This window comes from Pseudoxanthomonas sp., assembly GCF_002863005.1.
Lineage (GTDB): Bacteria > Pseudomonadota > Gammaproteobacteria > Xanthomonadales > Xanthomonadaceae > Pseudoxanthomonas_A.
Genome location: NZ_PKDG01000041.1, coordinates 1 through 22,389, shown reverse-complemented (window position 1 = coordinate 22,389; position 22,389 = coordinate 1). Strand labels below are relative to the sequence as shown.

The 22,389-nt window shown below is 61.8% G+C and carries 9 protein-coding genes; 5 read left to right on the top strand and 4 right to left on the bottom strand.

Going from position 1 to position 22,389, the window contains the following annotated elements:
- The coding region (locus CYU89_RS14605; RefSeq protein ID WP_296282122.1) for an OmpA family protein at positions 1-2,954 on the top strand (2,954 nt) is incomplete at its 5' end.
- 11 nt (positions 2,955-2,965) lie between these two features.
- Complete coding sequence (locus CYU89_RS14600) at positions 2,966-6,682, top strand: hypothetical protein (protein WP_296282120.1); 3,717 nt, start codon at positions 2,966-2,968, stop codon at positions 6,680-6,682.
- A gap of 70 nt (positions 6,683-6,752) precedes the next feature.
- Here CYU89_RS14600 and CYU89_RS14595 read toward each other — a convergent pair whose 3' ends face one another.
- On the bottom strand, positions 6,753-9,419 hold the full coding sequence (locus CYU89_RS14595) for a serine/threonine-protein kinase (RefSeq protein WP_296282119.1): 2,667 nt from the start codon (positions 9,417-9,419) through the stop codon (positions 6,753-6,755).
- Between the two features lie 354 nt (positions 9,420-9,773).
- Between CYU89_RS14595 and CYU89_RS14590 the strand changes: the two genes are divergently transcribed.
- A complete protein-coding gene (locus CYU89_RS14590) occupies positions 9,774-15,182 on the top strand; it encodes a site-specific integrase (protein WP_296282117.1) in 5,409 nt (1,802 codons plus the stop codon).
- A gap of 91 nt (positions 15,183-15,273) precedes the next feature.
- A complete protein-coding gene (locus tag CYU89_RS14585; RefSeq protein WP_296282115.1) occupies positions 15,274-16,137 on the top strand; it encodes a hypothetical protein in 864 nt (287 codons plus the stop codon).
- Positions 16,138-16,373: 236 nt separating this feature from the next.
- On the opposite strand, the gene CYU89_RS14580 is transcribed toward CYU89_RS14585, so the two are convergent.
- Positions 16,374-17,399 (bottom strand): hypothetical protein, encoded by a 1,026-nt coding sequence (locus CYU89_RS14580; protein WP_296282114.1) that lies wholly within the window; start codon positions 17,397-17,399, stop codon positions 16,374-16,376.
- A 686-nt stretch (positions 17,400-18,085) separates the two neighbouring features.
- Between CYU89_RS14580 and CYU89_RS14575 the strand changes: the two genes are divergently transcribed.
- Positions 18,086-18,991: an IS3 family transposase gene (locus CYU89_RS14575; RefSeq protein WP_296282112.1), complete on the top strand. Its 906-nt coding sequence runs from the start codon at positions 18,086-18,088 to the stop codon at positions 18,989-18,991.
- 705 nt (positions 18,992-19,696) lie between these two features.
- On the opposite strand, the gene CYU89_RS14570 is transcribed toward CYU89_RS14575, so the two are convergent.
- Positions 19,697-20,926 carry a vanadium-dependent haloperoxidase gene (locus CYU89_RS14570; RefSeq protein ID WP_296282111.1) on the bottom strand — a complete coding sequence of 410 codons (1,230 nt, stop codon included), beginning with the start codon at positions 20,924-20,926 and terminating at the stop codon, positions 19,697-19,699.
- Positions 20,927-21,607: 681 nt separating this feature from the next.
- Positions 21,608-22,000: a hypothetical protein gene (locus CYU89_RS14565; protein WP_296282109.1), complete on the bottom strand. Its 393-nt coding sequence runs from the start codon at positions 21,998-22,000 to the stop codon at positions 21,608-21,610.
- Positions 22,001-22,389: the final 389 nt, after the last annotated feature.

The following is a 22,389-nucleotide window of genomic DNA, read 5'->3' as shown; positions in this document are numbered from 1 at the left end:
CGGTGAATGACCAGGCCGTGGGCACGGTGGACAACGCCGTGGTCGGCACCAACGCGACCTGCACGACGAACTGCGGCACCAGCACGCCGGTGACGGCGCCTGCGGTGAGCTACAGCAAGTCGGTGACGCTGCCGGCTGGCCAGACGGAAGTCTCGATCGGCGATACCCTGACCTACACCCTGCAGGTCCAGGTGTCGGATGCCAGCACCACGTCGCTCGTTACGCTGACGGATACACTCGGTACCGGCCTGACGCTGGGCACCGTGTCCCCGGGCATTTTCAGCTGCGGCAGCGGGAATCCCCTGGTGTGCACGCTGCCGGCCGCAACCGCGCCCGGCACGTACACGGTGACCTACTCGGCCATCGTGAATGACCTCGCCACCGGCTTTGTCCGCAATGTCGTGGTGGGCACGGGCGATGACTCTCCCACCTGCCAGGGCAGCTGCCAGACCGAAACGATCGTGACGGAGCCGTTGCCGGCCATCATCAGCTACGGTAAGTCGGCTGCATTGCCTGCCGGCAAGACGCAGGTCGTGGCGGGTGACGTGATCACCTACACGCTGACGACCACCGTCGCGGCAGCGCCCACCTCCGGTGTGCTGACGCTGACCGACACGCTGGGCACGGGCCTGACGTTCGGTGCGGTGACCAATGCCGGTGCGTACACCTGCACGAGCACGCAACCGCTCGTCTGCACCCTGCCGGCGGCCACGGCGCCTGGCGTGTACGAAGTGAGCTATACGGCCACGGTGAACGGCCAGGCCACCGGTTTCGTGCGCAACGCGGTGGTCGGCACCAGCGACGATAACCCCGTCTGCGCCGCCGATTGCGACATCGATACGCCGGTCGCGGCACCCACGATTGTGGTCAACAAGAGTTCCGACCCGTCCAATGGCGCCACCGTGCAGCCCGGTCAGGTGATCACCTACACCCTGTCCGTTCAGGTCGGCCAGTCGGCCACCCGTGCGGCGGTGACGCTGGTCGATACTCCGGACCAGCGCCTGGTGCTGGGTGCGATGCCGGCAGGGTGTGCTTACAACGGCACGACGATGACCTGCACGCTGCCGGCCGGTACGCCCGTGGGCACGCATGTGTTCACCTACACCGCGACGGTCGGTGCATCGGCCAGTGGCCGTGTATCGAACGTGGTGGTGGCGAGCACCGACGATCCGACGGGTCAGCCGCCGACCTGCCAGACCTGCAGCACGGAACACCCGGTCAATCTGCCCGAGATCCGCCTCAGCAAGTCGGCGGGTGCGCGCGAAGTGAAGGTGGGCGATCTGGTCCGCTACACGCTGACCGTGGAGAACGTGGGCACCAGCGACCTGGTGGACGGCCGCATCACCGATACGCCCCCTGCTGGCTTCAGCTACGTGGAAGGGTCGCTGGTGGCCGGCGATGCCGACCGGATGGCGACGGTGTCGGGTACCTACCCGATCCGCATCGACGGCGTCGACGTGCCTGCCGGCGAGACCGCCACGCTGGTCTATGTGATGCGCATCGGTGCGGGCGTCCGCCCGGGTACCCACGTTAACCAGGCGCAGGTGCGCTCGGCGACCGATGATCCGGTGTCGAACGTGGCCACGGCCGAGGTCGTGCTGACGGCGGATGCGCTGGTCGACGACAGCCTGCTGTTCGGTACGGTGTTCAACGACCGCGATGGCGACGGTTGGCAGGACAGCGCAGCGTTGAGCGGCGTCAAGGTGCAGGGCGGCTTTGCGCCGGGTGCCTATATCGCCAACTCCACCACGGTGGATCGTGGTGCTGGTCCGCAGCCGGAACCGGATGCGAGTTCGCCGATGCTGCACGGCATCGCGCTGGGTGCGATCGCAGGTCGCCAGTCGCTGGCCGAGCCGGTCGACGCGAACGCGGTGGTCATCCGCCAGCGTCTGAGCGAGGCCAGCTTCACCGACGACTTCGTGTTGACCACCGACCAGGGTGTCACGGTGCGCATGGATGCCGCAGGTGCCACCCGCGTCGAGCAGTCCGGCGATGCGGCCAAGGGCCTCAATGCCGCCGCGCCGACGGTCGAGCGCCGCGTGTCGCAGGGTGAAGGCGGTTATGTGGTCGACTACGTCATCCGCAATGCGGGCATCGACGAGCGCGGCATCCCCGGCGTGCGCATCGCGTCGGTGGAAGGCCTGCTGATCGAGACCGACCAGTACGGCCGCTACCACCTGGCCGGCGTGCCGGGCGGCGCGTGGGAGCGGGGTCGCAACTTCATCCTGAAGGTCGATCCCTCCACGTTGCCGAGCGGCGCCGCGTTCACCACCGACAACCCGCTGCTGCGCCGGATCACCCCCGGCGTGCCCGTCCGCTTCGACTTCGGCGTGACGTTGCCGGAGCAGGTCATCGAAGGCGGGCAGGAGCAGGTCGAGCTGGAGCTGGGCGAAGTGTTCTTCGCCCCCGGTAGCGCCGAGGTCCGGGAGAAGTACCTGCCGGTGATCGAGGCGATGGCGGCCAAGGTGCGTGAGTACCAGGGCGGTGACGTGGTCATCCATGCCAACGGCGACAGCGAAAGCCTGGCCTTCGACCGCGCGAACGCGGTCAAGGCAGCGCTGCTGGAGAAGCTGGACGCGGGCTCGGCCAGGGGCCTGGTGGTGAGCGTGCGCGGTACCGTGGACGATCCGGGTTCGCTCATCGTGGGCGTCGACGAAGGCGGCGCGCTGCTGGGCACGGTCTTGTTCGATACCGACAAGTCCACCATCCGGCCCGAGTTCGATCCGTTGCTGGACAAGGTCGCCGCGGCGCTGGAGAAGATGGGTGGCGGCACCATCGCCATCGTCGGCCATACCGACATACGCGCTTCGCACGCGTACAACACCGCGCTCGGCATGCGTCGCGCCAAGGCGGTCTATGACGCGATCGCCCAACGCCTGAGCCAGGAGGTGCGTGCCAAGGTGCGCGTGGAAGCCAGTAACGATCCGACAGCCCCTGTCGGCGTGCGGAAGTGAGGGGGCGGATCATGAAGAAGCGTATGAAGATGAAGTTGCTGGATTACACGCTGATCGGCCTGCTGGCAGGTTCGGCGCCGATCGCCTTCGGCCAGACGGCTGCGCCTTCACAGGCGCAGCAGGACCAGGCCGAGGGGACCGCCAAGCAGATGGATTGCGACGGCGACCGTTGCACGGGTGAGGAAGGCTTGCTGTTCCGGCTGCGCACGCGCAGTTACGACAAGCCGGTCACCCGCAATACGGATGTGGGGTCCTCTTCCGAGGCCCTGCAGCCGGATCGCCGCGTCACCGTGGCGACGGAGCAGCCCGGCAAGGCGACGGCGATGGGCAAGTTCTCCATCGACCTGCCGGGTGGGGGTGTCATCTGGGCGACGGAAGATCCCACGTTGGGACAACCGGAACTGTCGGTGTCCGCACCGACGCTGGTCGCTTTCGACGGTCAGCGCGTCACCAAACCGGTGCAGTTCTACGTGCGTGGCAACTATCCGGCCTTCATCAAGCGCCTGGAAATCTCGCTTTACCGCAGCAGCGATGCCGACCTGATCGAACCCATCGCCACCGTGCCGCTGGACGTGGCGGCAGTCGCCCACGCGGACTGGGACGGCGCGTTGCCGTCGACGTACCCCTTCCGCAAGGGTGACGAACTCGTCTATGTGCTGCGTGCCTATGGAGAGGGCGACAGTTTCGACGAAACCTATCCGCGCACACTGCAGCTGGTGTCGCCCGAAGAAGCCGAGCGCGGCACCAACCTGCTCCGCGACAGCGTGGAACGTTCCTTGGGCAGCGCCTTGAGCGGCGAGCAGGCGCAGGCACAGAGCCTGCTGGACAACGTCTTCGCCGACAACGGCCTGCGCCAGCAGAACATCCCGCTGTACGGCTCGCGTATCCGTATACAGGGCCGCAACATTCCCGAGCGCAGCCAGCTGACCATCAATGGCGAAAGCTACCCGGTCGACCTGGAGCGCAAGTTCGTGGCCGAGTACCTGGTGCCGGTCGGGCGGCACCGGTTCGACATCGGCGTGGGCGACAGCGAGGGTGCGGCGCAGGCCAAGCCTGGCTATACGCTGGACGTCGATGTCACCGGGCGGTATTTCTTCGGCGTTGGCCTGGCCGACGTGACCATCTCGCAGAATAAGGTAAGCGGTTCGGGCGCCGCCTTCGCCAACGACACGCGCTATCAGGACGACGTGATCAGCGACGGCCGGCTGGCGTTCTACGGCAAGGCCAAGTACGCAGGCAAGTACCTGGTCACCGCGCAGGCGGACACCACCCAGCGTGATCTCGAGCGCCTGTTCGACGGGTTCACCGAGGCCGATCCGCAGGACGTGTTCCGTCGCCTCGATCCGGATCTCTACTACCCCGTCTACGGTGACGACTCCACGACCTACCGCGACGTGGACACCATGGGTCGCTTCTACCTGCGCGTGGACTGGGACAAGAACCAGGCGCTCTGGGGAAACTACAGCACCGGCATCACGGGCACCGAATACGCGCAGTACCAGCGCTCGCTCTACGGCGCTGCACTGAACTGGCGCTCGAATGCCACCAACCGCTGGGGCGATCCGGGCAGCGAGCTCCGCGTGTTCGGTTCACAGGCAGAAACCGCGCCGGGCCACAACGAGTTCATCGGTACCGGCGGCAGCCTGTACTACCTGCGCCATACCGACCTGTTGCCGGGCTCGGACGTGGTGACGCTGGAAATCCGCGACCTGACCACCGGTCGTACGGAGAACCGCGTGGTCCTGCAGCGCGGCACCGACTACGAGATCGACGAACTGCAGGGTCGCGTTCTGCTGACGCGGCCGCTGGCGCAGATCACCCGCGAGAACAGTCCCACGCTCACGCGTGATACCCCGCTGGATGGTTTCGAACAGCGCCTGATCGTGGATTACGAATGGGTACCGTCGGGGTTCGACGCCGACGATGTCACCGCCGGCTTCCGCGGCAAGCACTGGTTCGGCAACCACGTCGGCGTCGGTGCGACGTACGTGCAGGAAAACCGGGCGGGCGAGGACTACACGCTCGCCGCCGGCGACCTGACGTTGCAGGCGGGCAAGGGCACCTACATCAAGGCGGAGTACGCGCAGACCGAGTCGTTCGGTGCACCGGTGTTCTTCTCCGACAATGGCGGCTTGAGCTTCATCCAGCAGAACGACACGACGCTGTTCCGCGAAGGCGAAGCGAAGTCGCTGGAAGCGCGCGCCAACTTCAAGGAGCTGGGCTGGACGGAGCAGGACTGGAGCGTCGGCGCATGGTGGCGCAATGCCAGCGCTGGCTACTCGATCTCGCGCTACGACACCGGTCGGCCGATCACCGAATACGGGGCCGAACTGTTGGGCCAGTTCACGCCGAACCTGGGCTTGTACACGCGCTACACCCGCGCCGAGAGCGGGGCCGAGTCGCTCACGCAGGCGCAGGCAACGCTGGAATGGCGCGTCAACGACGCCAGCACGTTCAGTGCCGAAGTCCGTCGCGTCGACCAGGAAGGCACCGCGGCCGACGCCGCCGGTACGCTCGGTGCGCTGAAGTACCTGCACCGTTTCGGCAGTACGCTGGAGCTCTACGGCATCGGGCAGGTGACGCTGGATGACGACGGTGGCCAGTACGCGGACAACAATGCCCTGACACTGGGCGGCAAGGTCCTGTACGGCAACCAGTCGTCGGTGGGAGCGGAAGTCTCCACGGGCGACCGCGGCGACGCCGCCACGATCAACGCCGAGCACCGCCTGACCGCGGAGCATTCGATCTACGGTGCGTATACCTATTCCACCGACACCACCGACTACGACTCGGTCTTCGACCGCCGCACGCAGAACGGTTGGACCCTGGGCCAACGCTGGCGCCTGTCCAACCAGGTGAACCTGTACAACGAGAGCCAGTTCCTGAAGGAGCGCAACGCATCGGGTCTGGCGCACACCTTCGGCATGGACTTCTATCCCGCCCAGGGATGGAACCTCGGCTTCACGCTGTCCGATGGCGAACTGACCAACACCGACGGCGGCAACGTCGACCGCCGCGCGATCAGCGTCTCCGGTGGCCGCACGTCGCCGGACACCGACTGGCAAAGCAAGCTGGAGTGGCGAGAGGACAATGGGGCCGAGCAACGCGAGCAGTGGGTCAGCATCAACCGCCTGACCCACAAGATCAACGAAAGCTGGCGCATCGCGGCACGGCTGAACTATGCCGACACCGACGATGAACTGAATCCGCTCGCCAGTGCGCGCTTCATCGAGGGCAACGTGGGCTTCGCCTACCGCCCTTGGAACAGCCAGCGGTGGGGCCTGTTCGGTCGCTACACCTACCTGTACGACCTGGCCACGCTCGGCCAGATTGGCGGCGCCGACTACGACCAGAAGTCGCAGATCTTCTCGCTCGAAGGCGTGTACAAGCTGGACCAGCGCTGGGAGTTCGCCGGCAAGCTCGCGCGGCGCGAGGGCGAAGTGCGCATGGGCCGCGGCACCGGTGCTTGGCTCGACTCGGCCACCACCTTCGCGGCCGCGCAGGTGCGCTACGACCTGCGCACGCAGTGGCATGCGTTGGCGGAGTACCGCTGGCTCGATGTCGAGGACGGCGGCTCCAGGCAGGGCTTCCTGCTGGGTGTCGATCGCGACCTGGGCAAGAACTTCCGGGTCGGCGTGGGCTACAACTTCACCGAGTTCAGCGACGATCTGACCGACTTCGATTACGACCACAAGGGCTGGTTCCTCAACCTCGTCGGCACGTACTGATGCCACGGCCGCTGGCGAGCGATCGTCGGCGGTCTTTTCGCATCACGATCGGCCTGCTGGTGCGGGCCGATCAGGGCGAGGGCGATCGTTGCGTGTCGGATGTGGTCGCGACGGCCGCGTGCCCACTTACCAGCGCATCGCGGATGATCATCGACGTCGTTGCATGGCGGGCACCCAGGTGGCGGCTGGCCTCCACCAGCGCATCCTGAAGCAGCGTCTCCGCCTGCTGGCGATCCGAGGCCGAGGTGGTCCCGCCGCGTGCGGCGCGCTCGCGCAGCGCCCGTGCCAGCGCGTACTTCGCGGTAGGCGATGGCCAGTGGCGCAGCGCAGTGGTATGGATCACTTCCTGCAGCAGACCGATGGCCTCGCCGCGAAGCCCTTCCCTGTCGGCGGGAGCGACGAGCCTCAGGGAGGCGAGGAGCAAGCCCGCCTGTTCCTCCTTGGCCGCCAGGGTCGTGGGGTGGCGCGGTCCCAGCGTACCTTCCAGCAGCTGGACGGCCTGGCGCGCCGGTTCGAGTGCGGTGCCGGGCTTGTCCCGGGAGCGCACGCGGGCCTCGAGCATCAGCTGGCGCGCGAACTCCGGGTGCTGGCTCCCATAGGCAGATACGATGCTGTCACGCACGGCGTCGAGCGCGTCGGGGGTAACGGGGGCGATCGCAGGCGCCTGTTGGGCGACCTCCAGTTGCAGGCGCAGGCTGCGCGCCGTATCCGGATGATCCGCGCCCAGCCGCTTGCGGCGCGCGTTGAGCAGTGCCGTGGCGCGTTCGTAGGCTTCGCCGTGACGCCCCTGCATCATCAGCAAGGGCAGCTGGGCCTCCTCGACATGCTCCCCCCACGATGGCGCGCCGCCCCGCGCCGCCTTGGCGGCGCCTTGCAGGTCGCGCTCCGCACTCGCCAGGTCCATCAGTTGGAGATGCCACTGTCCACGCAGGATGAGCAGTTCGACCGTCAGGTCGGACGCGGCGCGCGATGACAGCCCGGATGCGGTTTCATGCGCGAAGGCGAGGGCGTCGAAGGCCGCGTCGTACTCCGAAAGTTCCCAGTTCGCGCGCGCCAGCTCGACCAGCAGGTCGAGCGTGGTCAGGTCCGCGGTGGGTCGCGTCGAGGTGGATCGCTGCAGGCCGACGGTGGCGGCGGCTCGTGCGTCGGCATGGCGCGCCTGCAGGTTGAGCAGCATGGCGAGCATGGCCTGCGTGTCGGATGCATCCACCGGCTGGTCCGCCAGCAGCTGGCTGGCCTCGCTGGCCAGCTCGAGCGCACGGGGATAGTCGCCGACCGACGCGTAGTTGCGGGCCAGGGAGGCCAATGCCTTGGCCTTGATCGCGGGATTGCGTTGCAGGTGCAACGCGCGCAGCTGCATCTCGGTCTTGCGGAGCAGCTGGCGGGAAGAAGGCCGGGCGTCCGACAGTCCCGACAGTGCCACCGCCCCCAGCGTCTGTTCGAACACGGCCGAGACAGCCTGCATGTCGCGCAGCTCGCGGCTGTCCCTCAGCTGCGACCAGCCCAGCACGCCTGCGGCCGTGGCGGCGACAACGACCACGCCGCCGGCCAGTGCGCTGGACAGGGCGTTGCGTTGCAGGAAGCGTTGCACCGCATGCAGCTGGCCGGCATCGCGCGCGCGCACCGGGTAACGCCCCAGCCAGCGCTCCATGTCGTCGATCAGGGCCTCGACGCTGCCGTAGCGATCCGCGGGCGACGTCGCCACGGATTTGAGGGCGATGGCATCCAGGTCGCCTTGCAGGCCGCGGCCCAGTCGCGCCGGGCTGCGGCAGCGACGCTTCCATGCGACGTCCATCGTGGTCGACATCGCCAGCCGCGACGCTGGCCGTGCGGGATGAACGACCGGCGAGGCGATGAGGCTGGCCTGCAGCCGCGGCAGCGGACGAGGCCAGTCGGCGACGAGCAGCTGGTACAGCATGACGCCGATCGAATAGATGTCGCTGGCCGCGGAGGCGGCGCCCCCCGCGAGTATTTCCGGCGCGGTATATCCATTGGATACCGCGATGCAGCGATGCGCGGGCCCTTCCAGGCTGTCCATCATGGCGGAGAGGCCGAAGTCGATGAGATGCACGTGGCCGTCCGCCGATACCAGCAGGTTGGCCGGCTTGATGTCCTGGTGCAGCATGCCGCGCCCATGCGCATACCGCAGCGCCTGACAGGCTTGCAGGAGCAGGCGGACGCGTTCAGCGAGCGACAGCCGCTGCTGGTCCGCCCACAGGTCCATGGCGGTGCCGTGCACCAGGCGCATGGCGAACCAGGGTCGGCCATCCGCTTCGATGCCACCGTCGAGCAAGGGTGCGATGTGCGGATGGTCGAGTTGCGCCAGGTGGTTGCGTTCGCGCATGAACGCCTCGATCAGCGTCGGCGACGACATCCCGGCCCGCATGCACTTCAACGCGACCTTCTTTTCGTACTGGCCATCCGCGCGACTGGCCTCGTAGACGGTTCCCATGCCCCCGGATTCGAGCAGGCGGTCGATACGCCATGGGCCCAGCCGGTTGCCGATGCGTGCGGAAGACGGATCGTCCTCCTCTTCGCCCGACACATCGAGCATGGCGTCGAGCGCGACGTTCTCGAGCGGATGCGTGGCCGCGTCGGCGTCCAGCAGCTTGAGCAACGCCGCGTGGAGCGCGGGTTCGCGCGCCTGCAGCCGCGCGAGTGCGGCCGAGCGTTGGGGAGGCGCCAGTTCGACGTACTCGTCGAACAGGGCTAGCGCACGGGCATCCAGATCGGACATCGGCGACGTTCGGAAGAGCGCGCGGCGGCGCGCGTGCGGGATGCGGGCAGCCAGGCAGCCATGGCGGCGAAGGTACCGCGCTTCGAACGGCGCGGGAACACGAACAGCAGGAATGGCGCGCCCGGAGGGATTCGAACCCCCGACGGCTTCGGAAGCCACTAACTGAACGATACGTCTAGATGCGTTTCGTTATGACAGTTTACATTGAGAGAGTAGAATTTATATTAAAAACAGTTAGTTAAACGGATTGTCGGTTGCTGCTAAGATGCTGCCCCACACCATGGCAGGCATCGTGATGACAGTTTACAACGCTAGAGATCCGAGCCGTGGCTTGGCACAGGACAGCGATCAGGAATGAGCAGTAGCCCATCTGGCGTACCTCCAAGCGAAGAACGACCGGTCGATCATTCCCAAGTCGAAGCTGCTTTGCTCGAGGCATTCGATCTGCCAAAGATGGCGATCGGGTCACTGTGCCGCAACATCTTCAGAATTGGACAAGCCGCTCCCTGGATCGAGGTGTACTTCCCAAGAGGGATCTCCTTGGCTGAGCTAGCCAAGTACTGGGAGGGGCGCCCTCAACAGTGGGACAAGACCAACTACCTGCATTCCGTAAACGCGGCACCGGTAGCGAGCGCGTTGGTGGCCGGGGGTGCCGACTTTGTTGAGCCTCTGCGTGCATTGCTCGTAGTAGCCGCGTTCCACGGCGTCCTTGGCGAGACAACGCGCGTACCGCTGCGTGAGCAGAAGCGAATTGCACAGCTGATACGCGGCTTCGTGTCCAACAGGGAGACATCCCGTGCGCTCTACGACAAGCTTCAAATCCACGTTGAACTGACTTCAACGGCCGAAGAGTTTGCGAGTCAGGTTAGGGCTGCGTTGGATGAGTTGGGCGATTCGACGGGTATTGCGTCCTCGGCAGGGCTGGCCGATCTTAGAGCGGTGTTCAATAGATTCCTCGGTCTGCTGAAGCGTCCCGAGGAGCGCTCAACGATCTTGGTGCCTCCCGCTACAGGGGTGCCGAGCCCGGTCTCGCCCGGGATCAAGGGTCCATTGCGACTCAGAGAGACAGTCACTAAGAGAACGCAGCGGCCTCGCGGCAATAGAGGCCCCATCCGTTCGTTGCCACTCGAAGTCGATTCCGATGGCAACGAATCTGCGCGTGCAGATTTCATGTTGCCCTCTCCGATCCACGAGACGGGGCTACTGTTGCCACTGGCCCGCGAGGCACGGACGGAGTTTCTGCGGCGCACTTGGTCCAGCAACCAAGGCCTCATAAGGGATCACATAGAATCACTTTCCGACCAAGAGGCCATGTGGCTGGCGCGTGAGGCGCTGGCGGATGTCCGGAATGGACTGGCGAACGAAGATGCGCACGTAACGGCGACAGCTCTGCAGGTTTTGCTTACGCTCGCCCTTGGATACTCTGAAGACAGGCTCACAGCCATTTCTATCGGCTCGCCGCAGGCGAGCTCAAGTCTCAAAGCGCCGATCTGGGACGGTGCCAGCCTCTGGATTCCGGTGCTCAGGCCCGAGGCTGTATTCGAGCCTGCCGAAGATCAGGTTGATTGGCTGGAGCCGACCGGAAGTCACCTTCCCTTGGACCTTCCTCCAGTGCTCGCGGCCGCTTTGAATGAGGTGCTCGCCAAGTACGGACTGCTTGCGCTCCATAGCGCGGTAAAGCTTACGGAGTACATGGCGGGCAAACGGAATCAAGGACCTTATGGTGCCCTCACCATCGCTCGAGCACGCTCTACTGCGCGCGCATTGATCCAGCGTTCGACAGGGGATCTCCCACTAACCATGCTCGCGTGCGCAGACGATTTCGGACAATCTAGGGCGCCGCTTCATTACACTACGGTGCCAGCGGGGGATGTGGCCAATTCCTACCGCGAAGCAATCTGGCCAGTGTTCGGGTGCGATCCTCAGTCCGAGCCGCCCTTGCATGTCGACCGTGACTACCTCATAGGCTCCAATCTGCTCGTCAAGGACGATGCTGTGCGAGCCATGGTAACGGCGATGATCGCTCCGTTGCGAAACCCTCGCCCTTGGAAAGAGAGTGCAGCTACGGCAGCGGCTCGCCACAACCATCTGGTGAATTACTGCGCAACGCTCATGCTAGCGAGCGTCGGACACCGGCCCGGGGAAGCGCTGCTAAGACTCTGCAAGAACGACTTCTCATTCTGCGCGGGCGCGGCTTTCGTAAGGGACAAGCAAGTTGATCCAACCCACTGGCTCAGACCCGCCGCACTCCCAAGCAAGGTAGTACTGCAGCTCGAAGGCTATCTGCAGCACCTTTCCGCATTCGCCGAGCAGGGCAGTCCACTTCCAGCCGCGGCAACGAGGCGAGCAGAAGCTGCATTGAAGTCGGGTGCCCCACTGTTCTTTCACCTTGACGAGCTTGGAAAACCGTCGCCGTTCGACTGGATAAGCTTCAAGGCGAGTCTTCCCGAGGAATGGGCGGTCCTTCCGCTCAACTGGGGTAGAACCTACTTGGCAAGGAGGCTCAGACTGACCGGCGCCTCTGGCGATGACGTCCTGACCTTCTTGGGCCACTTGGAAAGCGCACTCTATCCATTCTCCTCGGAAAGCCCTGTCGCGCCGGATCAGTTCGTCCGGAGGATCCGCCCACACTTGGATAAGGCAATCGAAGTACAGGGAATCACTGTCGAGCGCGGCTTTGCTGCGAGAACGCGATCCCCGTATCCAAGAACACGGATGCATGGACCGCTCAAGTCCTGGGAGATGGAGATCCAGAGGTCAGAGCGCATCGGACGCGAACGTCAGTTGGCCTTGCGCCACGAGCAGCGAGCCGCCGGCAGAGCAATCAGGGCGGAAGCTGCGACGCGACTGACCGAAGTCCTGTCATCGGTGTGGGCCCGAGATGTCGCCCCGCTCCCGCTGCGAACCAGTGCCGAAAGGTCGCATGCTCTCGAAGTCTTCAAAGCCGCTGGGTTGGAAGATCTTGAGGTTCCTCAGAAACAGATCTCGGCTGCACTTGAAGGCATCGAGGCTGTCGCGAAGAACCAGCCCGCACTGTCAATTGCCGCGCGCAACTACCTCTACCAGCTCATTCGGTTTGGTGTCGGCAAGTTAGGTTGGAAAGCCAGCGTTCCGCCGCCGTGGCTCCCTATGCATAGATTTGAGCCGTCGCCATTCGTTCTTTCAATGGGGTTAGCCATTGACCAAATGATGGCCCTGCGCGAATCGTTCAACAGCACTGAAGCTGCGAAGAAGCCTCGATCATTCGACGAAGCTTTGGCCCGATGCGTTGTTGCGCTCGCAGCCTACAGTTTGATCGACTCTCCTGAGTCCATCCTGCGGTGCCTTGCCTCACCTGGCGCCGTCAGGAGCCTGCCTGCAATGCCATGTCACTTCTTCCTTGAGATGGAGGCTAGCCCTCGACACATTCACATAGATGGGGTGGCAGCACTGGCGCTGAAGTCGCTCCAGCAATGGGGGCTTGGTGGCCAAGGGGTGTCACACGACCAAATCGACGACCTCTTGTCCACAAACCTGCCGAAGGGCCTATTCAATCTGGCTTCGGGGTCGCCGCTCATCGCGCTTTGCCAGACGGTTAGGATCTTCAAGATCCACGAAATGTCCGGTCTTGCAAGAAGTATTGAAGGTGGCCGAGATGGCTCAACCCACCTGTCGCTAGATCGATATCGGTCCGTTGTTGAAGGCTCGAAAGACAATGGATGTGAAGATCTGGCGCTCGATGATAGTGCCGCCTATCGTCATGAAGCTGTCGCCATTTTGCCGCGACCGTCCTCCAGCTGCGGAGGTGCCGGAAAGTTCCGCGAGCTACGCGATCTGCTATACCTGCGCTCAGGGTACGCCTCGGAGAAGGTTTTCAGCACGACGGGCGAGCGCATATCCGAGGGCGAGTTCGCGCAGTTTCGAAATCCCATGGCGCGGGCGGTGACAGCCTACCTGAATGGTCCGGACGTTCCCGGTTCGTGTGATGCACTCGCAAGATACGCACTGCACTTGCTGAAGGAAGGGACACGCGCCAAGAGAAAGCTCGCACATCGGACGGTCTATGAGTACGTTACGAGGATAGGTGCTCCACTTGCGGCCAAACTACGCACCGAGCGCATTTCCGAGATCGAGCCTGATGACCTTGCGGCCATCTACGAGGAAGTCATCGAGGAGACAATTCCTCGTCGCGTCGAAGTCGTGGCCCATACGCTGATGGAGTTTCACCGATTCGCGCAGAGCGAGCTTGGGGCTCCCCCGGTGCCATCAGTTCTCTTTCCATCCGGCACGGAACTGACGGGGGTTGATGCCAACCTCGTGTCGCATCATGAAACAAACCGCATCATCGGCGAACTACGCGATGCCATCGGCAAGGTAGGCATGACGTTCTCCCGAACTTCGGATGAGCTCCGATCTGAAAGGCAGGCAACGGTTCTATTTACCCTGCTCAAGGAAAGCTACGCGCGTCTTAGCGAGGTCGTCCTTCTCAGATTCAAGGACATTTCCTTCGCCGAACATGAAGTGGATATCCTGATTCGGCCACATCCTTATCGAGGTCTCAAGACAAGGAGCGCGCGCAGAAGGGTGACTGTCAAAGTCAGCCAGGACGCATGGGAATGGCAAGTCCTCAGAGATTGGCTGGCCGCAGAGCGGAGCCGCTTGGGACGGCGATACAGTCCAAACCTTCCGATATTCTTGAATTTGGACCAACGCCCGGTTCACGTGGGCCTGCCAATTCTCAGGGCGTATGTGAGAAGCTGGCTTGCCGCATCGGTGCGCGATGGATCAAAGGTTCATCACCTGCGCCATCATGGCGGAACGGTACTGGTTTCGCGGCTGATACTGGATTCGGCGGACGCCAACCTGTTGTCCACTGGACTTGGCGGCCAATCGTTGTTGTTCACAGGTGACGCGAGTGCGCGGGATGCAGCTTCTTCCCGCCTCAGGATCGGACATAGTCGCTTTACCACAACAGGACGGTACTACCATCACTTGCCGGTGTCAGCCAAGTCTCGGCCTATGCGAAGGGCGAGGAGAGAAATTAGTCGTTTCCAGCTCGCCGCACTTGGAATGCAATCACTCTCAAAAGTGGATCGGGCGATCCGCGCGGGTAGAGAGAGAGACACAGATGCTGTGGAGAGCATGCTCATGGGGAGTGATACTCAACAGCCTGCCTCCCGGCGAGGGCTAGTTGGGTCCGTGGGAGCTGACTCGCAATCCAGCATCGGAGATATGCATTTATCAGCAAGCACCGTACTGGAGGTTCTGAATCAACTGGCCAAAGGAGCAGACTTAAAGAAAACAGCCTTTTCGCTGGGGGTGCCACTCCAGGTCATGGAAAAAGTTGTTTCCATCGCAGAGGAGCGTGTACGCCATCGCCTGCCTCCGTCCGAAACAGGCAGCTCAGCCTCTGAGCAGGTGAGTGTTAGGAGGCTAAAGTCTTTGACCCTCCTGAAACCACTTCTCGCGCTGGCCGACTCGGAGCCTGGCACTCCCAATCGAGACTTGCTTGAGCTCCTCGCTAGTGAAATCAGTAACTTGAACACTGGTCCGGGTTCACGGCTGAAGCTCCACAGATCCAGCAAAGATGCCTTGGACAGGCTGCTGGGCGTTCTTGGTCTTAGCTGCAAGCTCCAGCAAAAGAACGAGCAGGGGGCTCAGCTCTTACTTAGCATCCATGCTGAGCAGGGCGCGTCGACGGGAAAGGTGCCATTGACCCAAGGCTTTCACTGGGCACTTCTCGCTTGTCATGTTGCCTTCTCCATCAGAAAGATGGGGCTCTGAACGAATCACCCACCAACCCTGGTTACGCGTTCCTTTGTAGCGTGCTCCCATGCCCATGCACGATGTAGTGTCTACATGATGAGCGAGGGTTATGGAGGTCAGTACCGCAGCGCTGTTCCCGGAGGCGTCCTACTTGGACCTGATCGAGCGAGGGCAGTTCATTCGAACAAGCCTCAGTTCTATTGATATGGTCCCATCGGCCAATGTGTCAAAAGTTGCAGCGCTGGCGCAGCAGGTGAAGATGCTGAATCAGCATAGACAGGCGCATGGCGCACATCTGTACGATGACATCGTTCTTCATCCAGGAATCAATGAATGGGTTCTCGTCTACGATCAGGCTGAGGAACGGACGATCACCGTCATCCAGTTTCTGGAAGACATCCATAAGTACGCCGTCGCGCGCAAGGCCCAAAATGAAGCGCTGGCCGCCATCACGCGAACGGATGGCTTGGAGTCAGGTGGTGTGGAGTTGATGGTGGCCGAGATCAAAGATAGTGTTCGGAGCCTAGAGCAAGGTCTAGCTCATCATGTTGGCGCCGACCCGGGTGCAATCAACAGGCTCGTAAAAGCAATGTGCACTCCGGACTCGGACGCATCAATTGCGGTGAACAGTTCGAATGGCGTCGGGGTTCGTGAATTTCCTAAATGGAGTTCAGTCGCGATTCTCGAGGCAGATCGGACTCAAGAGAAAAGCTACCCCACATTCGAAGCAACTGTTCTTGGCTGCAACAGCAAGATGGAGCGACTTCTTCTGGTGAGCGATAGCGGAGTGGAGTTCTACCTTCCTGTTCCTCGGGAACTGCGATCTAACCCACCCAAGGTGGGTCATAGGCTCGTCGTTCGCGCGAACGACGCCAAGCCGGCACATATTGCTTGCGTAGGGCTGGTTTCCGGAGAATCGCCTAGGCAAGGTGGGCTTCGACTAAGCGACGAGAACCAGAGGGCGCCTGAATGACGAGAAAGATGATCGAGGTAGTTAAGCTCGATTTTGCTGCAGTATGAATCGGGGCCTCGCCCACGGCCAAGGCCGAATCCTTGTGGAGCAGTATAATGGGCCTTGGCATTCTCGCCGCTGATGTGGCGCGAGGTCCGCTTCTGGCCGGAACCGGCCATCGAGCGTCGCAATTCGATCACGCCAAAGCATCGTCGGCTTATAAGAGTGCTGCACTCCGCAATGGTAAACAGCACGACTCAATCCATCTGTACCAGCACATCTTCCTTGTAGCGAGGCCGGACCTCCCGGAGCTGCGCCTCGTCAATCTTTCGCTCGTTCCAGACCCATTGGAAATTGCCCTCGCTGGCAACTTTTCGGCCCGTCGCGCGGCACTGGTTAATGAAGGATGCTTTGAAGGCCTTTACGGTGTCGTGCGCCTGCCGTGCAGAGCCGCTCGGCAAGTCACCGTTCCCCCAGCCGGGTGGACCTGGTCGGCTGATTAGATTCGAGTAACACGTGGGATTCACTCTATCACCCGCCATCGGCTCCATCCCGATGGAGAGCACGAACCGCAAGTCGGTCGAAGGTGCACGGCTGCCACTGCCGTTGGTTGCATGGTCATGAGCACCGCCGGCCTGCGCGCTGATTGAATCAACCGGTGGGGTGACTGATGCCGGCATGACCACCCTGCTTGTGGTGCTCCCTGCGTCCTCGGTTCGGTAGGCGGCATAACTCTGCGCGGCACTGTTAACGAGGGCACCCACCATCTGGAAGCGCTGTCCAGCGGCTTCTGCTTTGCTTCGCTGTTCCTCGGCGTTGTTGGCGTTCGCCATTTCGATATAGTGGGACTCTCGACTCGCATCAAAGGGAGAGAGGAGTTCGATTGTGGTTTTCCCTCGATAAGAGGTCCGGCGCTCGATGCCCGCTGCTGAAGAGTAGTAGCCCTGAATGCTCTTGCCGACAATGGTGCTCTTGCTGAACTGGACACTCCCATCAGCAGACGCGGCGCCTACCCATTTCGCGCCGGCCGAAGTCGTGAAACGTAGTTGACCCGTGTCGCCAAGCTGCTCAATCGTATATGTCTCAGAGGTGCCGAACGCGCCAGCGCCGTACCAAGTCCACTTTTCCAGGACACGACCCTTATCCAGTCGGAACTCGACTTTCGCGAATATGGGGTCGGTAGGATTTCCAACCGTCTGGGTTTTTCCGATGAGATCCGCGTAGAGTCCCCAGACAGCCTTGTCCAATGCCGGAGTCGACGATGCGTTGGTAGTGGGGCGCATTGCTTTCTCCGCCAGGGCCTTCTGGAGAGCGATGCAAGTTTCGCCTTCACGGGCAGCAGGCGTCGCGCACATAGCCGCATAACTGGCTTCCAGGCTGCTCGCCTCTTGGCTTCTCGCAGGTATTGCGATGGATAGAAACAGGCTTCCTACTACACCTATCCGAACATGGCTCATACCGCCCCCTTTTAGCCCAGTTTACTTGGCCTCCGCCGAGAAGTCAGGCGGGAGATTCGGCCAAACTCGCCAATTGGTTGGATGCTCCGGCAGGTCGACAAATGGCTAATACCCGTCAAACTGGCCCTTGATCCGGCCGATCCGCGCGAACCGGTATGGGGAGTTGTCGAAACTGTTCATCCGATAGCTCTGCTAAGTCTAAGCGAAGATCATTCTCGACTTCGAGCCTAAGCCGCTCCACCCATTCTTGAACATTGGACAATAGTTCCGCGAAATCCATAGCCTCCAATTGCCCCAGCGCGAATATGGGAATGGGCTCACACTGGAGGTGGAGAACATTGCTAGCATCCAGTACGGCTTCAGCTGTATAGGTGCGTCCGATTCCCCGGGATGACTAACGAGCGTATCTCTCAGCCGCCTGAAATGATGGTGTCGGGCACGGAGGACGTTGGAGTTACCAGCATCTTGTGGACAGGGTCTAGCATCCACGCAATCAGCGGGAGGCAAGCATCATGTCTTCGAAGAAGGTTCCGAGCCGGACACGGCGGGCTTATCGGTTCATTGAGTCGCATCGGAATGAGTTCAGCATTCAGATGATGTGTCGGCTTCTCGGTGTAGCTCGTGCCGGCTACTACGCATGGCTCGATCATCCGATGTCCGAGCGAGCACTGGAGGATGCGCGCTTGCTGCGTCTCATCCGTGCGTCATTCACAGCCAGTCACGGGATCTATGGCGCCCCCCGGGTGTTCCTGGATCTACGCGAACGAGGTGAAACCTGCAGCAAGCACAGGGTTGCTCGACTCATGCACGAGAACGGCCTGCACGCGCTCCACGGCTACCGCATACGTCATCTCCCGGCCGCCAAGCCGCACGTGCTGATCCCCAACTTGTTGCAACGTCAATTCACGGTATCCAAGCCCAATGAGGCGTGGGTGACGGACATCACCTACATCCGTACTTGGCAGGGGTGGCTCTACTTGGCCGTCGTCGTGGATCTGTTTTCCCGTAAGGTCGTGGGCTGGGCCGTCAAGCCGACGATTCATCGAGAGCTGGTTCTAGAAGCGGTGTTGAAGGCTGTTCGTTCTCGACGACCCCGCAAGACCCTGATTCATTCGGATCAGGGAACACAGTATGGGAGCGATGCATGGCGGCGCTTCTGCAAGGCCAACCATCTTGAGCCCAGTATGAGCAGGCGGGCGAACTGCTGGGACAATGCCGTCGCTGAATCCTTCTTCGGAAGCCTGAAGAAGGAGCGGATCAAGAAGCGCATTTACGCGGACCGCCAAACGGCTGCCCTGGACGTGTCCGAGTACATCGAAGGCTTCTACAATCCGATCCGTCGACACAGCCATCTCGGTGGCGTCAGTCCCATCGAGTTCGAGGCGGTACATCGACACCGCCGCTCAGGTGTCCACTAAATGCTGGTAACTCCACGTCGCTTAAATCTCCCAACACCCTGGATGCTCCCCATGCAGCTACACCTTTCCCAAAGCATCGCCCATAGCGCACAAGCGCGTCCATCCTGGCCAACCCCGGTTCGTTCTTGGAGCCACCCTTAAGAAGACGATCGACACTGATCATCGCTTGAGCCAGATCATCCGAAATGCCCGCTAAGATCTCCAGTCTCCGCGCATGGCTACCATGCAATTGCAGAATGTCAGGCATGCTAAATATCCAAATCACTGCTACAGACCAGCAGTCTCCAGGGCCTAAGGGCCTCAGTGGGCGAAACAGTTAGCTGCACATCGGAATTCGCAGTAACCACATGTGCGTGTCCTTGACCACAGTCAATAGACGCTTAACTGCTGCGGAACGTGCAGTGTGGGGCTATTACGGCGAGCTAGGAAGCGGGAACGTATGAATCAGATTAAGGCTGTCCAGTGTCGCGTCCTGCCTATAACGGATCGACTAAGAACGCCGCACTGTAGTGCTCAACGTATTGGGGAAACGTCCATTTCTGTCAGCGCAACAGGATTTTAGAAGCTGCTAGACGGCAGCCCCAGGTTCCCTTACTCACGGTCGTCAAACCTTGGCTGGCGCCGAAGCCAGAATTTCGAGTCACCATTCCACGGCTGAGGTATCACTTTCCGGATCAGTCCGGCTCCCTAAATAGGAGCTGCAAACTACCGCTCAATCGCCTTAGCATCTGACTCTTCGCGCAGATGCCGATCTATCGCAAGTCGGCCAATCTTCTCACCCATCTCCTTTGCTACTTGCGTCGAGGTTCGAAAATGGACGCCGTCATAGATACGAGCCTCCGATACCTCCGCCACAAAGTCCTCCAGGCGGTTCCAGCTGCGCTTAACGCCCGGTGCGGTATCACTGGTAGTAGAAAAGACTCGTACGCCATCTGACTCAGCCCCCAATACGGTGCCAACAGTACTAGCGACGATGCAGTGCGCGCAGGGGTACTCTGGATGCATTGGAGTATCGATAAGTGGCAGCCAGGTACCATCTCGCTCAGTCGCTTCGCTTCCATCTAAGTCGCCGTTACGAATCGCCGTGATGGGTCTCCAGAAGCCATAGTGATATTTTGCATCGAAAACGGCGATGATCGCGTCATCCATCGCCTGATTAACCGCCATCAAAAGACGTGCGTTCTGCGTCACTTCTCGCGAAGGCTGATCGGTGATCGAATAAACAATCCCATAAAAGATCACCGGCAGTGTCGTTTCCCAAAATCGACCCAGTTCGGTCTGTGCGGGTGTCCGCACGAGGCTCTCACGAGCACCGAGCTCCTTGATCTCATTGAAATCCTGTGCCCATGCCGCACTATCTAGCGAAGGTGGTGGCGCAGGACGAAACTGCGTGGCGTCCGACATCAGCCATGGCTTGCGCTGTGGCCACTGCGGCACGATCGGCAGCGTGGTCGCCACATAGGTGCCGGGCTGAGTAACGGGTCGGTATGCCGCCACTGTGTTGGCACCATCTCCCGCGCGCTCTCTCAGCAGTTTCCTGGCACTAAGCTCTCCGATCGCAATACCGCGACGCGTCAGCGCGTCGTCAGGCAAGGTGCTGATGGAGACTTGATAGAGCCTTTCGATATGACTGGATTGGGAAGGAAGCAGTTCGCCAAGTACAACCCGATTGGCTGCGGCGATAGCCGCTTCGATCGAGGCGGGCTCTGCATTCGCCGGTGAATTGGAGGGATAGCGTTGGGTGATCTGGTTGACGGCTTCATAGACAGACGTCTGCACGATGGCCATCGTACGGTTTGCCGTGGGCGTATTGACTTTCGCCTCAACCACGACTTTCATCGCGGCTCGATTCCAGTCCGTCACCACATCGGCTCTTGCTTCTTCCCAAAAGGAGAGCGCAAGCATGATTGAAAAGAACGCGGCCACGTTGCTCATTTCATCACCTGCACATGAACTAACCAATCGAACGGTAGGGGACTGAATAACCGGCCAGCCAGGCGAGTGCGATTACGGCACTGGTCGCCACACGAGCTAGACTTGCAGTGCATTTAGGTCTGCTTGAGTCCGCAGTGTGCAGGCAGGCTGAAAGCAGATCCAATCGGGACTGGCTTCACCTTCTATCGCAGGCAGCTCTCGGACAGCAACTGCCCGGTCTCGCCCGCGGGAATTCGGGGGTCATGAATGCTTCTGTGGACATAGCCCCGCGCCAGCCGATAGAAGCACGCGCACCACAAGCCTTCGGTGGCAATCCAACCAATGTTCGACCCGGGTCAGAACCTCGATAGCATTGGAACTTGCAAAGCTAGGGAGTTCGATCCCTGGAACAGTAGAGCTGCATTCCCAGACAGACTCTGCACGCGCAACCACCGCGATGCGGCACTCGCCCACATAGTAGCCCCAGGCGGCGCCCTCCTTGCGCCAATGGATGCCTTCTCCCTGCATGCGCCTGGAACAGCCTCTTTCTCACGTGGCCGGTGACCCTGAGGCCACCGGCCCAGAAGCATCAACGGTTAGGCAAATCGTGCACATCGGTGGCGCCTGCCACCCCTACAGGCTTCGGGGATACCCAAAGCCTGAAGACAAACCAAGCCAGTGATACTGCGCCCACGCTGAAGATCACATCGCCCGGAACGCGCATCCAGACCAGCATTTCCACAATTGGCTTCTGCATGAACTCAGCGGATCGAGCGTAGTAGTAGCCGTGCTCGATGGCCGCCAACGGAACTGGACGCCGCTGAAGTCCACCAGGCCCATCAGCAGCTCCTCGACGACGATCCTCAGTTGCGCTTCCAGGTCTTCCAGTTGGCCTCCGGCGTACCTGGGGACATAGCCGCGGCTCAGATCCACGATCACTCGCCGGCTGGCGTGGTCGAATCTGACGCGCGCGGATACGTCCTTGCTCTGTCCCTCGATCCGCTCTTGCCGGTTGACCCGCGCCTGCACTTCTTCGGTCAGCTGCCGCTCGATCTCGAGGCGATCGGCCGCCGGCATCATGGCGGCGGTAGGCATTGGCGCCGCTGTCGATGTCGCAGCGACTGCGAATGCGGCGCAGAGCAGAAGCCCCAATGCACGCTGGCAGACCGCCTTTGCCGATGACGTTCTGGAGATGCTTGCCAAACCACTCACCTTCGCTGATCCGCACGCGCAGCAGGCAGCTCTGTCGAGGTACACGTGCTTAGTCAAACCATGAGGCTGGCGTGTCGGCTGGCGGCCAGAAGCGGGCATCGTCCCTAGCCTGATCAGGATGAGATATCCCGCAAGCCACTACTGGAGCTGGCTCTCGGGGGAAGGGCATCGCTGTTCTCTAGGTTCGCGTGCGGCTTTCTACGCCGCGTTCGCCATGCCGATGAGCAGATGGTGGCGTAGGCTGGCGTGCGCGCTGCGCGACGAATGTCGGA

Bases quoted from the DNA above. Each gene is read 5' to 3' on its own strand.
- CYU89_RS14600 (WP_296282120.1), top strand. From the start codon at position 2,966: ATGAAGAAGCGTATGAAGATGAAGTTGCTGGATTACACGCTGATCGGC.
- CYU89_RS14595 (WP_296282119.1), bottom strand. From the start codon at position 9,419: ATGTCCGATCTGGATGCCCGTGCGCTAGCCCTGTTCGACGAGTACGTC.
- CYU89_RS14590 (WP_296282117.1), top strand. From the start codon at position 9,774: ATGAGCAGTAGCCCATCTGGCGTACCTCCAAGCGAAGAACGACCGGTC.
- CYU89_RS14585 (WP_296282115.1), top strand. From the start codon at position 15,274: ATGGAGGTCAGTACCGCAGCGCTGTTCCCGGAGGCGTCCTACTTGGAC.
- CYU89_RS14580 (WP_296282114.1), bottom strand. From the start codon at position 17,399: ATGCGCCCCACTACCAACGCATCGTCGACTCCGGCATTGGACAAGGCT.
- CYU89_RS14575 (WP_296282112.1), top strand. From the start codon at position 18,086: ATGTCTTCGAAGAAGGTTCCGAGCCGGACACGGCGGGCTTATCGGTTC.
- CYU89_RS14570 (WP_296282111.1), bottom strand. From the start codon at position 20,926: ATGAGCAACGTGGCCGCGTTCTTTTCAATCATGCTTGCGCTCTCCTTT.
- CYU89_RS14565 (WP_296282109.1), bottom strand. From the start codon at position 22,000: ATGCCTACCGCCGCCATGATGCCGGCGGCCGATCGCCTCGAGATCGAG.